General features: G+C 31.4%; 18 protein-coding genes, 1 riboswitch and 1 other annotated feature. Of the genes, 11 read left to right on the top strand and 7 right to left on the bottom strand.

The features are described from left to right. The first annotated feature begins 31 nt into the window (after window positions 1–31). The 3 genes from ilvB (ACSVC9_RS07405) (at window position 32) to ACSVC9_RS07395 (ending at window position 4,035) form a co-directional block, all read left to right on the top strand. A complete protein-coding gene (gene ilvB, locus ACSVC9_RS07405; RefSeq protein WP_446899696.1) occupies window positions 32–1,732 on the top strand; it encodes a biosynthetic-type acetolactate synthase large subunit in 1,701 nt (566 codons plus the stop codon). A gap of 156 nt (window positions 1,733–1,888) precedes the next feature. Then, window positions 1,889–3,547, top strand: a complete 1,659-nt coding sequence (gene ilvD, locus ACSVC9_RS07400; protein WP_446899695.1) for a dihydroxy-acid dehydratase — start codon at window positions 1,889–1,891, stop codon at window positions 3,545–3,547. A gap of 95 nt (window positions 3,548–3,642) precedes the next feature. Continuing rightward, window positions 3,643–4,035, top strand: a complete 393-nt coding sequence (locus tag ACSVC9_RS07395) for a hypothetical protein (protein WP_446899694.1) — start codon at window positions 3,643–3,645, stop codon at window positions 4,033–4,035. Between the two features lie 68 nt (window positions 4,036–4,103). Here the strand turns inward: ACSVC9_RS07395 and ACSVC9_RS07390 are convergent, their stop codons facing one another. The 5 genes from ACSVC9_RS07390 to ACSVC9_RS07370 all read right to left on the bottom strand — a co-directional run bounded on the left by ACSVC9_RS07390 (window position 4,104) and on the right by ACSVC9_RS07370 (window position 6,662). Continuing rightward, the gene (locus tag ACSVC9_RS07390; RefSeq protein WP_446899693.1) at window positions 4,104–4,289 is read right to left on the bottom strand and encodes a hypothetical protein; all 186 of its coding nucleotides are present in this window, start codon (window positions 4,287–4,289) and stop codon (window positions 4,104–4,106) included. A 58-nt stretch (window positions 4,290–4,347) separates the two neighbouring features. Further along, window positions 4,348–5,295 carry a diguanylate cyclase domain-containing protein gene (locus ACSVC9_RS07385; RefSeq protein WP_446899692.1) on the bottom strand — a complete coding sequence of 316 codons (948 nt, stop codon included), beginning with the start codon at window positions 5,293–5,295 and terminating at the stop codon, window positions 4,348–4,350. Then, window positions 5,288–5,920, bottom strand: a complete 633-nt coding sequence (locus ACSVC9_RS07380; protein WP_446899691.1) for a chemotaxis protein CheC — start codon at window positions 5,918–5,920, stop codon at window positions 5,288–5,290. Before ACSVC9_RS07380 ends, ACSVC9_RS07385 begins: the two co-directional genes overlap by 8 nt. Before the next feature lie 4 nt (window positions 5,921–5,924). After that, a complete protein-coding gene (locus ACSVC9_RS07375; RefSeq protein ID WP_446899690.1) occupies window positions 5,925–6,293 on the bottom strand; it encodes a response regulator in 369 nt (122 codons plus the stop codon). A 171-nt stretch (window positions 6,294–6,464) separates the two neighbouring features. After that, window positions 6,465–6,662 (bottom strand): alpha/beta-type small acid-soluble spore protein, encoded by a 198-nt coding sequence (locus ACSVC9_RS07370; protein ID WP_446899689.1) that lies wholly within the window; start codon window positions 6,660–6,662, stop codon window positions 6,465–6,467. A gap of 183 nt (window positions 6,663–6,845) precedes the next feature. Between ACSVC9_RS07370 and ACSVC9_RS07365 the strand changes: the two genes are divergently transcribed. From ACSVC9_RS07365 to ACSVC9_RS07350, 4 genes are all read left to right on the top strand, one after another. Then, window positions 6,846–7,157, top strand: a complete 312-nt coding sequence (locus ACSVC9_RS07365) for a FlxA-like family protein (protein WP_446899688.1) — start codon at window positions 6,846–6,848, stop codon at window positions 7,155–7,157. A 112-nt stretch (window positions 7,158–7,269) separates the two neighbouring features. Next, the gene (locus tag ACSVC9_RS07360; RefSeq protein WP_446899687.1) at window positions 7,270–7,620 is read left to right on the top strand and encodes a hypothetical protein; all 351 of its coding nucleotides are present in this window, start codon (window positions 7,270–7,272) and stop codon (window positions 7,618–7,620) included. A 161-nt stretch (window positions 7,621–7,781) separates the two neighbouring features. After that, window positions 7,782–9,002: a S41 family peptidase gene (locus ACSVC9_RS07355; RefSeq protein WP_446899686.1), complete on the top strand. Its 1,221-nt coding sequence runs from the start codon at window positions 7,782–7,784 to the stop codon at window positions 9,000–9,002. 21 nt (window positions 9,003–9,023) lie between these two features. Continuing rightward, on the top strand, window positions 9,024–9,317 hold the full coding sequence (locus ACSVC9_RS07350; RefSeq protein WP_446899685.1) for a hypothetical protein: 294 nt from the start codon (window positions 9,024–9,026) through the stop codon (window positions 9,315–9,317). Window positions 9,318–9,322: 5 nt separating this feature from the next. Here ACSVC9_RS07350 and dinB read toward each other — a convergent pair whose 3' ends face one another. Continuing rightward, on the bottom strand, window positions 9,323–10,528 hold the full coding sequence (dinB, locus tag ACSVC9_RS07345) for a DNA polymerase IV (RefSeq protein ID WP_446899684.1): 1,206 nt from the start codon (window positions 10,526–10,528) through the stop codon (window positions 9,323–9,325). A gap of 168 nt (window positions 10,529–10,696) precedes the next feature. Here dinB and ACSVC9_RS07340 point away from each other — a divergent pair, with 168 nt between their 5' ends. From ACSVC9_RS07340 to ACSVC9_RS07325, 4 genes are all read left to right on the top strand, one after another. Further along, on the top strand, window positions 10,697–10,864 hold the full coding sequence (locus ACSVC9_RS07340; RefSeq protein ID WP_446899683.1) for a DUF1540 domain-containing protein: 168 nt from the start codon (window positions 10,697–10,699) through the stop codon (window positions 10,862–10,864). Window positions 10,865–11,031: 167 nt separating this feature from the next. Then, window positions 11,032–11,235: a binding site (T-box leader), on the top strand. Between the two features lie 311 nt (window positions 11,236–11,546). Beyond that, window positions 11,547–13,157, top strand: coding sequence for a biosynthetic-type acetolactate synthase large subunit (gene ilvB, locus ACSVC9_RS07335; protein ID WP_446899682.1), 1,611 nt, complete (start codon window positions 11,547–11,549; stop codon window positions 13,155–13,157). Window positions 13,158–13,171: 14 nt separating this feature from the next. Beyond that, window positions 13,172–13,657, top strand: a complete 486-nt coding sequence (gene ilvN, locus ACSVC9_RS07330; protein WP_446899824.1) for an acetolactate synthase small subunit — start codon at window positions 13,172–13,174, stop codon at window positions 13,655–13,657. A gap of 74 nt (window positions 13,658–13,731) precedes the next feature. Then, window positions 13,732–13,835, top strand: a riboswitch (THF riboswitch). Between the two features lie 138 nt (window positions 13,836–13,973). Then, window positions 13,974–14,765 (top strand): ECF transporter S component, encoded by a 792-nt coding sequence (locus ACSVC9_RS07325; protein ID WP_446899681.1) that lies wholly within the window; start codon window positions 13,974–13,976, stop codon window positions 14,763–14,765. Window positions 14,766–15,106: 341 nt separating this feature from the next. Here ACSVC9_RS07325 and ACSVC9_RS07320 read toward each other — a convergent pair. Next, window positions 15,107–16,209, bottom strand: a protein-coding gene (locus ACSVC9_RS07320; protein WP_446899823.1) for an IS3 family transposase whose coding sequence is annotated in 2 segments (ribosomal slippage) — window positions 15,107–16,005 and window positions 16,005–16,209 — 1,104 coding nt in all. Because the reading frame shifts where the segments join, the coding sequence is not laid out codon by codon here. Between the last annotated feature and the right edge of the window lie 67 nt (window positions 16,210–16,276).

The following is a 16,276-nucleotide window of genomic DNA, read 5'->3' as shown; positions in this document are numbered from 1 at the left end:
TTTTTATAAAAAAAAGGAGGCTGTGATACTTATGAAGGGGGCTAAAATGCTTTTAAAATGTTTAGTAAAGCATGGAGTTGATACTATATTTGGATATCCAGGTGGAGCAGTTTTACCTATATATGATGCATTGTATGATATGCAAGATGAATTGAATCATATAATAACTGCACATGAGCAGGGGGCAGCTCATGCTGCAGATGGCTATGCCAGGTCTACAGGAAAAGTTGGGGTTGTTATTACAACCTCAGGGCCTGGAGCCACAAATGCTGTTACAGGAATTGCTACTGCATATATGGATTCTATACCAATCGTAGTATTTACTGGGCAAGTACCTGTAAATATGATAGGAAAAGACTCATTTCAAGAGGTAAATATAAGAAGTATAACGAAATCTATAACAAAAAAGAATTTTACCATTAGTAAATTTTCTGATATAGAGAAAACTGTAGATGAAGCTTTTAGAATAGCAGTCAGCGGAAGAAAGGGTCCTGTAGTTGTGGAAATGCCTAAAAATATCCAGGTATCAGAAAATGGCATTAATACTGTGGAGTTTAAAAATATTTCGGCTATTTCTTCAAGTGAAGAATTTAAATACGATTTATTTTCAAATAAATATGGAGGCAATATAGATAACGTTATCAATATTATAAATAGCAGTAAGAAACCTATGGTTTATGCTGGTGGTGGAGTGATTTCATCTGGAGCAGAAAGTGAACTTATAGAATTTGTTGATAAATTGGATACACCGATTGCCTGTTCACTTATGGGAATTGGGGCATTCCCGGGTAATAGAAAAAATTACACTGGAATGATTGGAATGCATGGAAGTCACTGTTCCAATTATGCTGTGAATGAGTGTGACCTGCTGATAGCTGTAGGCGCAAGATTCAGTGATAGGGTTATAAGTAAATCGAGTACTTTTGCAAAAAAATCAAAGATAATTCACATAGATATAGATCAAAAGGAATTTGGTAAAAATGTTGATGTAGCATTGTCTGTAAGAGGAGATATAAAAAAGGTACTAACTGATTTAAATTATAAACTTGAAAGACAGAATCATAGCAATTGGATGAAACATATATTGAACTTGAAAGAAAATGAGAAAATTAAATATTCGGATTTGAGTCATAAAAAGGATGAATATCTGAATCCTTACAGCATAATAAATACATTGTATGAATTGACTGGCGGGGATTGTATAATAACCACTGAAGTTGGTCAAAATCAAATTTGGACTGCGCAGTATTTTAAATTTTTAAAATCACGAACTTTTATAACATCTGGAGGGCTTGGAACAATGGGATTCGGACTTGGTGCAGCAATAGGTGCCTGTATCGGAAATCCTGATAAGAGGATAATAAATATAGCTGGAGATGGAAGTTTTAAAATGAATTCTACAGAACTTGCAACTATAGCAAAATACAGATTGCCAATTGTTCAAATCGTATTGAATAATGGATCGCTTGGGATGGTTCATCAATGGCAGGAATTATTTTATAAAAAGAGATATTGTTTTACAGAATTGACCAGAGATGTTGATTTTGTTAAATTAGGTGAAGCTTATGGAATTAAATCTTTAAAGATAAAAAATAATGATGAAATAGAAAGTTGTTTAAAATTCGCTTTAGAAAAAAGGGAACCTGTAATAATAGAATGTGATATCAATATAGAAGAAAAAGTATTTCCTATAGTTCCACCAGGGGCATCAGTAACTGAAAGTATAGGATGATATTTCAAGGTGAATTTTGAGTTTATAAATAAAGAGGGGCTTAATTAAAATATTTTATTTAAAGATTATGATGGATAAAAGTATTCATAACAATGCTTCAGAGCTTAATGTCTTAGGCATAGGCTTATTTTTTTACAAAAAGGAGGATTTTATAACATGAGAAGTGATTCAGTAAAAAGTGGAATTAAGGGAGCTCCTGCTAGAGCATTAATGTATGGAATGGGATATACAAAGGAAGAAATTGAAAGGCCGCTTATAGGTATAGTAAATTCGCAGAATGAAGTAGTTGCGGGACATATGCATCTGGATGAAATAGCAAAAGCTGCTAAGCTTGGGGTGGCTATGGCTGGAGGTACACCTATGGAATTTCCAGCAATTGCAGTTTGTGATGGAATTGCCATGGGCCATGTTGGCATGAAGTATTCTCTTGCCAGTAGAGAGCTAATAGCTGATTCCATCGAAGTCATGGCTACTGCTCATGGGTTTGATGGCCTAGTATTGATCCCAAACTGTGATAAAATTGTTCCTGGAATGCTCATGGCAGCTGCAAGACTTAATATACCTGCTGTTGTTGTAAGTGGTGGACCTATGAGAGCAGGAAAATTATACAACAAGGAATTGGATTTCAGCACATGTATTGAGCAGGTAGGAGCCTGCAGCGATGGAAAAATAACAGAGGATCAGCTTGAAGAAGAAGTTAAAAAATCCTGCCCAGGATGTGGATCCTGTTCAGGACTATTTACTGCAAACAGCATGAATTGCCTTACAGAGGTTCTGGGAATGGGACTACCTTTAAATGGTACTGCACTTGCTCAAACTGGAGAGAGGAATCAGCTTGCAAAGTATGCGGGAATGTATGTAATGGATTGTGTAAAGAAAAATAGATGTCCAAGTGACATATTGACATTGGATGCATTCAAAAATGCAATAACTGTGGATATGGCTATGGCAGGTTCTACAAATACTGTACTTCATCTTCCTGCAATAGCTCATGAGGTTGGAATAGAACTTGATCTTAATCTATTTGATGATATAAGTAAAAAAACACCTTGTATCATAAAACTGAGTCCAAGTGGAAAACATCATATGGAGGATTTGCATATGGCAGGAGGAATACCTGCACTTATGAATGAACTTTCAAAGAAGGGGCTTGTTGAGAAAGGCTGCATGACTGTCACAGGAAAAACAATAGGAGAAACCATAAAAGGACATGAAGTACTTGATTCAGATGTCATAAGAAGTTTGGATAATCCTTATAGTAATAAGGGCGGAATAGCTATACTTAGAGGAAATCTTGCTGTAGATGGTGCTGTAGTTAAAGAATCAGCAGTTGCTGAAGAAATGATGGTACATGAAGGACCGGCCAGAGTATTCAATTCAGAAGAAGAAGCTGTAAGTGCTATCTTTGGAAATAGGATAAATAAAGGGGATGTAATTGTAATAAGATATGAGGGACCAAAAGGAGGACCTGGAATGAGAGAGATGCTTTCACCAACATCAGCCATAGCTGGAATGGGACTTGATAAAGATGTTGCACTCCTTACAGATGGTAGATTTTCAGGAGCTACAAGAGGAGCATCCATAGGACATGTTTCACCAGAAGCTATGGAAGATGGATTAATAGGATTTGTAAAAGAAGGAGATACCATATTTATAGATATTAGAAATAAGAAATTGGAACTTAAAGTAGATGAAAAGGAGCTTTTGGCAAGAAAAGAAAAACATGTAAAACCTGAACCAAAAATAAAAAAAGGCTACCTGGCAAGATATGGCCAACTGGTTACTTCTGCCAATACAGGTGCAATACTTAAATAGATATATTTATACTTATATAATTTTTATTTTGTAGAAAAATATATATGTTATAATAAATACTATATTGTACTTCTTATGAAAGGGATTAAAATTGTATGAGTGTAATAGATGTTAATATATATGGTTGTGGAGATGAAGCTCTGCCGATAGGATGTATGAACAGCAAAAAAAATTTTGGATGTGCCTCCTGTGGAGATAGAAACATGTGTAAAAATTGTAATTCTCAAGAAGAAGATTACCAAAATATATTAGAATTATGCGAAAATTTGAGAAGATTTTTAAAATCCACGGATATATCTGAAAATATAGACGTAAATTTTATAGATTTGAAGAATAGGGGTTTTCTATCTGATGAAAGGACTAGAGTAGAGGAAGTTATAGAAAGAGGCTTTAATCCACCTATAACTGTAATAGATGGCATAATTAGGTATTATGGAGGCATATCAAATATACTTATATACAAGGATGTGAAAGAGCTATTGAGTTAAATGGCTCTTTTTTACTACAGTACTTATAAAAAATTTCCGGTTTAAAAATAAAAACCGGAAATAAATTATCAATCCACTCTATAGCAATTGTATAAAAACCATTCTGTTTTTTTGTGACCAAAAACTTTTATAAGCCATTCATATACATTTTTATCATAGAAAGATTTAGCGTTATAAATTTTAAGAGTGCTTACTGCTATGTCATACATGATTTCAAAGAGTTCCGTATTAGTGGTTTCTTTAATATACATCATAGTAACACCCCTTTTTATTTTATTATACTAAAAAAATATGAGCGTGTAAATGATTTCATTAACAGTTTATAAATCCACTACATATGCAATTGTCGTTGCCAAATTTTTTTTTGGCAAAGTACATTGCCCTGTCAGCTTTTACTATTAATTCATCTATAGTTTGGCCATCTTTAGGATAAAAACTGACTCCAATACTTATGGATATGAAAATTTTATTATAGTCTATAACACAATTTTTATTTTTAGAATCTATAATTCTAGAGACTATGGTTTTGTAGTCATTTAAATCTTTCATACAGGGCAGCAATATTAAAAATTCATCACCACCATATCGTGCAACTAGATCATTTTTCCTTGTGGATTCATTTAATATATTTGCTATTTTTATTAAAACTTTATCACCTACTTCATGTCCATAAGTATCATTTATCGTTTTAAATTTATCGATATCTATAAACATTAAACCTAATAAAGTATTAGTTCTTTTGGCCGTATTTAAGAAAATTTCTGCAAATTTATAGAATAATACTCTGTTTGCTATACCAGTTAATCTGTCATAATAGGCAAGATTACTGATAAGTTTTTCTTTTTCCTCTAATCTTTTGTTTAATTTATACAATTTATTAACGTAGCTCTCTAATTTTTTTATTTGAATGAACTGATTTGTCACATCAATAAATTCAAGCAACAGTAATTTAGAGTGCTCATTTATAAGTCTGGCAATTTTTAAATTCAAATTTTTTCTGCTGTCTATAAATTGACCATGCATTGCAGATGAAAAAAACATCTTGAAATCCTTGTCCATTACATCGGATACAGCTTTTTTAAAATAATTTCTATTTAAATTTGGAAGTAATTCATAGATATTACAGTTTAAAGCATGTTTATAACTGATATTTGTTATATGCTCCATGTAATTGTTCCAATTACAAACTTCTAATTTTTCATTGAGTATAACTATTCCATCACTTATATTGTTTAATATATCGTAAATAATTTTATCCATAAATCTCATCCTCAATTGTATTTATTTTATCTAGCAGTTCTTTTAATGAATCCAGTGTAAGATCAATTATTACCGCACCTTCTATTTCTATGTCATCTATTATAAAAGTTATGTAAAGTATTAATATATTTGCATGGTTATGTGTAATATCTTTGGCAAAATCTATATTTGTAAATATTTTTACTTCTGGTAAAGAATAATTTAGATTTATATCTAGATAATTGCTAAATTCGCCAATAATAGAATTTAGCAGTATATTTCCTATCTCTTTAATGATATCAAAATCTATATTTGTAAAATTTGTATCGCAATATATGCTATTTTCATATTGATTATAACAAATACTTATAAATTTTTTCATTTTTTTTGCTGGAAAAATTAAATTTGCTGTTCCAGTAAGTTTTTTTTCAAAAGAAATAGAAGATACCATTAGTGTTCCATCAAATATAGTTTGATAATATTCATCTAGTATAAACTCTCGATTTTCTATATTAAGGATTTTAAAATTAGGAACATTTAATAAAATTCTTTTATTAGTTATTTCTGAAAGTATGCTCGATGCTTTGCCAACACTTATATTGAATAACTCTTTTAATATATCATATTGTAACTCTTTTTTATTCATTTTATCATTCCTTATTTTTTATAATATTGCATATGTCTTTCGCTTTTTCTTCATTAAATGGCTTGTTAATGAAGGATACTATATTATAATTTTTTATTTCTTCTTTTACATTTTTTTGTACATCCGCAGAAATTACAATTATCCTTGCACTATTGTTGTACTCTTTTATTAGTTTTATTAATTCTCTACCATTTAAATTAGGCATTAATAAATCTAAAAATACATAATCTGGCATAATTTTTCTATATAATTTAAATCCTTCAATTCCATCACATGCAAAAAAAAGTTCTACATTGTTCATAAATTTTTTTATTAAATTGGAAGTTATTTTCTGAGAAAAAATTGAATCATCTACAATTAAAATTTTTATCATTTAATGTTTACTCCTCTATATTTTAATATATAAAATATAATACTAAATAAATATGAAGTCAATAAGCCACAGCTATTCCAGAGACAATATGATATGAATGAAAATAAATAATAAAACATGGGTTATAGTAATTATTTTAATCACCATAACCCATGTTCTCTGCTGTATTTATTACTTGAGTCCCTGCTCATAAGCCTGAACCATTTTTTTGACCATATTTCCACCTATGGACCCGGCTTCTCTGGATGTCAAATCACCATTGTAACCCTGCTTTAAGTTTACTCCAACTTCTGCAGCTGATTCCATTTTAAATTGATTTAATTTTTCTTTAGCTTCAGGAACTACTAGCCTATTACTAGTATATGCCATAATAATCACTCCTTTTTATAGTATTATTTACTTCTTACAATTACAGTATATACAGTATTGAATAAATTATTCTAGGTAACTAGAGGAACAATTGGATATTAATTATATTTTTAAGAAAATATTAAGGAACTTATAATAAAATTATTATAGTAAAATTCTATAATTTATGAGGAGGTTTTGATAATGAACATTTCATCAATTTCTTCTGTATCAAGCTATGATACATCAATAAGCAATGTCAATGATACAAATCAGCTTGAAAAACAAGAAGAAGAAATTCAGAAGCAAATACAAGAAGAAAATTCTAGCAAGGATGATGATCAGACAAAAAAAATTAAAATTCAACAGCTGGAGGCTGAATTGGAACAGATTCAATCACAGATTCAATCACAAAAATCAAATAAAACTTTGAATAATCAAGTAGAACAATTGAAAGTTAATCCAGATGATGAATCTAAAAATAGTTCTGATAACATAATAGATGTATTGGCCTAACACAAAATAATTTTATAAATATGTATTGTAATGTACTTTTATACTCATTAGTGATAACATTATAAGTGAAATGAGGTGTAAAAGGATGATACTTTATCATTTCTCAAATGTAATGTGTAGTAAGTTAATTCCAAAATCAGTAATAAAAAAGCATTTAGAAAAAGGAAATATTAAAAGGAAACAAGGAATATCTTTAACAACTAATCCCAAAATGGTTTATGAAAGTGATAAGGGGGATAATTTTTTCAAGTACAGATATAATATAAGACTTGATAAAAACGATCCTTATCTATATGCTGACGATAAGTTTAACAATATGCTTGAAAATTACAATAAAACATTTGACTTAAAAGGCAGAACATTTAAATGGTTCTTCTATAATGATTCACTTGATTATATTTCTGTTTCAGAATGGGACAATAAATTGTGTGAATTTACTGATGGTTCCATAATCAGAATATAGATATAAAAGTTCTAACCATAATATTTAGAAGAAGAGTAGGTATAATTTATATCTATTCTTTTTTGCATTGACGGGAAAAAATATTGTATTATAAATATAATTGAAAAAACTATAAATAGTGTATTAATCTTGAAATGATGTATAAAAGGGGAATGTATAAAATGAAAAGGAAGATTTTAATTTCTATCAGTTTGTTTGTAATAATTTTGTTATCTGTAGTAATTATATATAACTTTAAAAGTAGTCATCTGTCACAAAGAGAAAAAATATCGGATTTTAATTATATGTATTCCATACTTGAAAAAAATTATCCATATTTCGAAGTGAACAAGAGGCAAAATCGAATAGACTGGCTTTCTAATAAGGAAGAATATATTCACAGGATAAAATCCACAAGAAATGATGAGGAGTACTTTAATGTACTGCAGGGAATATTGAAAGAACTAAATAATGGACATACACATATGATGGATGAAGAGTTCTATTTTTATTGTAAAAACATTTATGAAAAGCATCCCCAATTTTGTAAATCATGGATAAAACAGTTAAATAGTCCTCCATCGATAAAAAGATACAAATCCATTAAAAAAAGCAGTAATACAAGGACTACAAATGATTATGTTATTCCTGGCAATGTTAATGCTGAAATGATTGATGGAGGTAAAATAGCCTATTTGTTTATAAGTTCATTCAATTCTTTGAATATTAAGGAAAACATGAAAACAATAATACCATTTTTGAAAAATATTACCGATACAAAAGCACTTATTATAGATATAAGGGGAAACAGCGGAGGAGACAGTACATATTGGTCTGACAATATTATTCCAATTCTGATTAGCAAACCCATATATAGTAAAGAATATACCGCATACAGGGGGGGACAGTTCAGTGAAAGTTTTATAAAGGAAAGAAATGGATCAGGATATACTAAACTTAAATCAATTTCTAGTATTTACAAAGAAAATTTGACTAAATTACCTCCTGAATTAAAAAAAGACTTCAAATACTATGACAAGAATATAAGCTGTATTAAGCCAAAGGATTCTATCAATTACAGAGGGAAAATTTTTTTGCTTGTAGATAAGAATGTTTTTTCTTCATCGGAGAAGTTTGCTGCATTTTCAAAGAGCACCGGGTTTGCCGTACTTGTAGGTGAGAGAACAGAAGGGGACGGTATTGGGAATGACCCTGCCGTATGCTCGCTTCCAGAAAGCGGATATGAATTTGTGTTTCCAAAAGAGATGGGATTGAACTCGGATGGCTCCTGTAATTTTGAAAATGGTACAGAACCTGATATTGAAATATCTGCAGAAAAGAATGAGGACATTTCAAAAGACAAGGCAATACAGTCTGTCATAAAGTATGTAAATCAGATATAATAAGCATAGGAGGGAGATGCTATGATAGATATTACATCGAGAACGTATAAAATTTCCATAGCAATAGCGGAATTATTTTTGGGAATACCATTTCTAGGCGGCATTTTTGTAATAGTGCATGGATGGGTACCTCTAATGGTACTGTTTGTACTGCATATTGTTGGTATATTTATTGCAAATAGGGAATGCAAGAGCATAGTAGGTCATATATTGGGTGCTTTAGGGAATGCATTTGCATGGATACCATTTTTAGGCTGGATATCCCACCTGATTATAGGAATAATACTTTTAATAGAAGGTCTGAGTGATAGATAGCCGTATTATTTTTTATTGGTTTTATTTAATAATACTGCGCGGCTAATTATTGAATATCCATATTTTTTACGTATATTTCCTATAATATCTTCTATTTTGTCGGATTTGTTTCTGGTAGTTTTATTGCTTTCTGTTCCTGAAATTTCAAACATGGATATTTGTCTGGCTTCGCTTTCATTTACAAAACCACTTAGGCTTATTCCCAGAAGCCGTACCGGCATATGGGAATTCCAGTTTTTTTCAAGCAGTTTAATTCCTGCGGAATAGATTTCTTTTACCGAAAAAGTTGAATGTATAGTGATTCGACGTGTGATAACTTTGAAATTATAATATTTTATGCTTATCTGTACTACGCGCCCCTTTTTTTTGTATCTTCTAGCTGTCATCCCAACTTTATCGGAAAGCTGCATTAAAATATGCTTTGCATATTTAATATCGTGAACATCTTTTGAAAGTGTAATGGATTTGCCAATTGACTTTATATCGCTGACTGAATGAGGTCTTACAGGCGAATCATCTATACCATTGGCCAGTTCATAAATTTCTCCGCCTATTTTTCCAAGCCTTTTTCTAAGAATATTTTTATTAAAAATTGCAACTTCTCCTATAGTTGCAATTTTCATATTTCTAAGCTTTTCTGAAGTATGTTTCCCTATTCCGTACATGGATTCAACAGGAAGATTCCAAAGCTTTTTTTCAATATCCTTTTTCCAGATTTCTGTAATGCCTGAGGGCTTTTTCATTTCTGAAGCCATTTTTGACAGAAATTTATTTTCGGATATACCTATGGAACAGCTTAATCCAAGTTCATTTCTAATTCGTAGCATAATATTTTTTGAAGATTCCAGTGGATTTCCAGATACCTTATCGCAGCCGGTCATGTCAAGCCAGGCCTCGTCAATGCTGTTCTGTTCAATAACAGGAGTATAGCATGACAGAATATCAATAACTTCATGGGATTTCTGCCTGTAAAAATGGTGGTCAGGAGGAATAACTACAAGGTCCGGATAGAGTTTCAAGGCCTTGTTCAATGTCATTGTAGTTGTGATTCCGAATCTTCGGGCTTCATAATTTGCCGTAAGTATTATACCAGAACGTTTTTGAGGATCACCAGCTACTGCAGCTGGTACACCTATAATTTCAGGGTGACGTGTTGATTCGCAGCTTATAAAGAAGGCATCCATATCTACAAGAAAAATTGTTCTTTTCATAAAGTATACTCTCCTTTGTATATCTTATATATAAATTATTATAGCATAAAATTTTTATATTTATAAGAACATTCGTTCCAAATAATTCGTTTTAAATAGTTCGTATATTTTTTGTTTTTTGACCCATACTAAGTTATGTAAATCATAAATGGAAGGGGATTTTATATTATGGATGCACCTAAAATGCAAGTTAGATGTGGAGTTGATTCCTGCCATTACTGGAAAAATAGTCATTGTAATGCTAATGCATTGGAAGTTAATCCTATGCAGGGCAAAAATGCCGATACCAGTGATGATACCTGTTGTACAACATTCAAACCACATAATGTAAGATAACTATAATCTTGCATAAACCAAATTAAGTCATATTTCACAAAATCGGAAATGGATTTGAGTATGCTTGAATCCGTTTCCGGTAAATAAAATAGCAATTTCCATATAATATTTTGTTTGTCTATTGACATAGAATTTAATTTGTATTATACTTAATTCAAATCTAAATAGTAAAAGCTATGACAGGGAATATTAAATATAAGGATTATTTTAAAAGCGAATGGGAAATGGTGAAAACCCATAGATATCTTATATTGAAGCTCACCCTCAAGCTGCAGGCTGAAATTATTTAAAGTAGGCTGAGCCGTATGAATCGTTATTTTAAATAAGTAATAAATTTGGGTGGTACCGCGGACAGACTTCTCGCCTCATGAGGAAGGCTGTTTTTTTATGTTAATTTTAAATTGATTTTAATATTTATTGATATTTAGTGTATAGAATATTTATAATAATTTTAATTTTTTTAAAAATTTATTTTATTAATTGAGTGTATAAAATTTAATAGTACAAATATATCTTTATTTATAAAAACTGTGAGCTGAATTATTTAAAGTAAGCTGTATCAATGTAATCGTTATCGCGATGAACAATATTGTATGGTACTGCGGACAGACTTCTTGTCCCACGAGGAGTCTGTTTTTTATACCATTTAGACTATATTTATTTTATTTAAGGAGGGATAAACATGAAAGCTGCTGAAGCGGTTATCCAATCTTTAAGAGAAGAGAATGTAAAAGTAGTGTTTGGGTATCCTGGTGCTACAGTAGTTCCTATATATGAAGCTTTAAGGAAATCTGACATTGAGCACATACTTGTAAGGCAGGAGCAGGCTGCAGGACATTCTGCCAGCGGATATGCGAGATCTACGGGAAAAGTTGGAGTATGTGTAGTAACTTCAGGCCCGGGTGCAACGAATTTAATTACTAGCATTGCAGCTGCATATATGGACTCTATTCCACTGGTTGTAATTACAGGACAGGTTAACTCTAATTTAATTGGAAGAGATGTGTTCCAGGAGTTGGATATTACTGGCGCTACAGAGTCATTTACAAAATATAATTTCCTTGTAAAAGATGCAAAGCTTGTGCCAAAGACTATAAAAGAAGCTTTTTATATAGCTAAAACTGGTAGAAAGGGTCCAGTTCTGGTAGATATACCTGTGGATATAATGAATGACGATATTGATTTTGAATATCCTAAAGAGGTCAATATAAGAGGATATAAGCCTACAACAAAAGGACATGCTGGACAGATAATGAAAATAGCAGATAAAATAGAAAACAGTAAAAGACCTCTTATATGTGCAGGCGGGGGGATTATTCTTGCAAATGCAGAGTCAGAATTCAGGCAGTTTGTAGAAATGTCCCATATACCTGTTGTATATACGCTTATGGGGAAAGGGAGTATAGATGAGTCTAGCAAGTATTGTATCGGACTTATAGGAACCCACGGACTTGATTATGCAAATAAAATTGTCAAAAGTGCAGATGTATTGATACTTTTAGGCGCAAGGGCCACAGATAGAACTACCTGTGGATTGAAGAACTTTGCAGAAAATGCGGAAGTAATTCATGTAGATATTGATCCGGCGGAAATAGGCAAGAATCTGGAAACAAGTATTCCTGTAGTCGGAGACTTGAAAAATATAATAACAAAATTAATAAAAAAAGTACAAGCTTTGGATACCGATAATTGGCTTGAAGAAATAGAACATTATAAAGGGGAAAAACAGGTTATAAATGGATCTGAAAATAGGGTAAATCCTAAATATGTTTTAAGTGTTGTATCTGAGATGTTAAATAATGACAGTATATTAACTGCGGATGTAGGACAAAATCAAATATGGTGTGCAAATAATTTTAAGGTAACAGAAAAAAGGAAATTTTTAACTTCTGGGGGCCTTGGAACTATGGGCTATTCGCTTCCGGCGGCAATAGGGGCGAAGATTGGATGTCCTGAAAAAAAGGTTGTAGCCTTTGCAGGTGATGGAGGTTTCCAGATGAGCCTTTTTGAAATGGGTACAATTTCTGAATACAATGTAAATATTACTATAATTTTGTTTAATAACTCTGGACTTGGTATGGTTAGGCAAATACAGGATAAAACGTATGCAGCAGAGTTTGGTGTAAATTTCAAATTTAATCCTGATTTTGTTAAGTTGGCGGGAGCTTATGGAATAAATGCTGTACGTGTTAAAAATGATATTGAATTTAATAGAGCTTTTAAAGATTCGATAAATTCAAAAGGTGCTTTTTTGATAGAATGTATTGTAGATCCTCATCAGGGCACTTTTTAGAGGGGGTGTGTGCTATAAAAAAGTATGTACTATCAGTATTGGTAGAAAATCATTCGGGAGTTTTAAGCAAAGTGGCAGGACTATTTAGCAGAAGAGGGTACAATATTCACAGTCTTACTGTTGGAATTACGGAAGATCCTAATATATCAAGGATGACAATTGTATCTGTTGGAGATGATTATATGTTTGAGCAGATCAATAAGCAGCTGAATAAGTTAATTGAAGTTATAAAGGTAATAGATTTAAGCAATTTTTCAAAAACCGTTTACAGAGAATTATCACTTGTAAAAGTAGCTGCAGATTCAAGTAATAAATTGCTGATAATACAAATAGCAAATACATTTCGCGGCAATATAGTGGATATGAATGATAAGAGTATTACAATAGAGATAACAGGAAATGAAGAAAAGGTTTCCGCTTTTATAGAATTAATGAAGACTTATGGAATTAAGGAGAGTATCCGTACAGGACTCACTGCACTTCAGAGGGGAACAAACTAAAAAATATATTTTATGGGCTTGTTTTATATACAATATGATATTATAATAATTCATATAAATTGAATATGAAAAGTAGCAGAGTAAATATTATGCGTAAAGTGTTAGAGAATGGGAAGTTGTCTCTAAACGAAAAGCTCAATTTCTTTAGAGCTTACGATGTAATATTGCTTCCGCTGTTACATTAAAGGGATATTGTATTTATTGCTTCTTTTCTCTTTAGTGTGACTACTACATTAAAGAGAAAAGAGGTGTTTTTGTGCTGTCATCAATTAATTATATTCTATAAAATTATGTATTTTAATATGGAGGAAAAAGCATGGAAAATAAAATGAATACAAAAGCTATTGTTACTACCGCATTATTTGTAGCTATTGCCCTTGTTATAAGAAATTTTTCTATAAATATAGCAGCTGGAGGCATACTTACTATGAGAATAAGCTTTGCTGCAATATTTTATGTATTACCTGGCTTTTTATTTGGTCCCTTATATGGAGGAATTGCAGGCGGACTTGTTGATATACTTGGATATATTATGGCACCTATGGGAGGATATATTCCTTTATTGACTATAACTAACATAATGGCTGGTGCCTTGCCGGTTCTTTTTTGGAGGATTATAAAAAATTCAGATACCTGTAAAGTAAAAAAGTGTTATGGTGTATTTTTTATATTTATGTTTTTTATAGGAGTCATAAATTTTTTGTTTATAAAATTCATGCCTTCTACTGTATGGGGAAAGACACTTTTAATGATGGGAAAGAGGGCGCAATATTTTGGCATAGGTTTTATAATAGCAGCAGTTATAGGAATTGTACTATTTTTTATAAGCAGTGCATTGAATAAAAGAAGTGGAAAATCCTATCAATATATAAATGAAAGATATTTTAAGTTTGTCATAGTGCTCGGTATATCCGGAATAATAGTATCTACCTTGAATACTTATATATTGCTAATATTTACACCGGCACTCATGGCAAAAGGATTTATGGTGCTATGGATTCCAAGAATGTTTCAGACTATTTTTATAACTCTTATAGATTCTTATATAGTTTGTTTGCTTATGTATTACTACAATCTTATTGAAAAAAAGATTGTACAAAAGGTTTAAAGAAGAATAAAAATTAAAAAATTTTATGTAAGGCACCAATCAAAAGATGGGTGCCTTCTTTATGGTGCGCCCAGCATGGGGGCGCAATCTTAAGGGTGAAAGTCCCTAGCGTGGGTTGATAGTACCAAATGCATAGCTTAAGACAAGGGTGTCCATGGTGACGTGGAATCTGAAGGAAGTCGGCGGCAAAACTCTGGTCTGACGAACAGAAACTACATATAAGGCATACGCTTGTGGGTAAGGTTGCCGTACAAACCAAAGCCCTAAACTATCCGAAACAAGTGGTGTAAATGTAGCAGACTGGACCTAAGTCAATAAATTAGACACAGAAAATCGAATATTTAGGCAGATTTTTTGCAATTATCCTCACATTGTTGAGGAGTAATATAACCAATAGAACCATGTATTCTATTTCTGTTATACCATGATTGTATATATTGGAACATAGCTAATTTGGCAGAATTATAATTGTAATATTTAACCAGATTTACTTCCTCTTTTTTTAAAGAAGCATGAAAAGATTCAATACAGGCATTATCATAAGGACATCCTTTAGAACTAAAAGAATGTGTTATCAAATTAGTACTTAAGAGATAATTTTCGAATTCAGAGTTTGTATACTGGCTTCCCAGGTCACTGTGAAGGATCAGAGGTTTAACTGGTTTTTGAAGATTAATGGCATTTTTAATAGCATCTATAGCAAGTTTAGAATCCATAGATTTAGAGAAACTATATCCAATTATTTTCCTGCTGTAGAGATCCATAACAGAGGCAAGATAGCACCATCCATCTTTTATAGTGTGTATGTAAGTTATATCAGTACACCATTTTTCATTAATACTACTGGTATTGAAGTTCCTTTTTAAGATATTTTTCTTTCCCTGAATCTTAGAGTTAGATTGGACTGGCCTAAATTTTTTACAGACAACAGCCCTTATGCCCAATTTTCTCATAAGTCGCTGGGTTCTTTTAAGGCTTATATTTATATTAATCTGTCTGAGCTTATGATTTATTTTTATTGCACCATAACGTCCCTTACTATCTTTATAAATATCCAGAATATGAGACTTAATCTGTTTATTTTGAATGCTGCGCATACTCTGGCTGCACTTAGAATTTTTATAAAAAGAACTTCTGGGTATACTAAAAACTTCACACATTAATTTTACGCTATATTTATCTCTGTTATTTTTAATAAAGCTATATAAAAGTTCTAATTCTTTCTTGCAAATATGGCTATGGATTTTTTTAATATTTCATTTTCCTCTTCTAACTTTGCCATCTTTTTTATTAATGCCTGGTAATCATCTATTGTAATAGTTTTGTCTTTATCTACCTGTATAGGTGTTGATTTTTTAATCCATACCTTTATTGTTGATTTAGCTACGCCATATTCACGATTTATCTCACTTAGTGACTTCCCTGAATTGTAAAGTTCCACTATAGTATTTTTGAAATCTTTTGTGTATCTCTTTTATATTGTTCGAATTTTTGTGTCTACATTTTTATAC

It is taken from the genome of Clostridium sp. LBM24168 (assembly GCF_052953915.1).
Note: the sequence above shows the minus strand (reverse complement) of the source record. Positions and strands in the feature narration are given on the sequence as shown.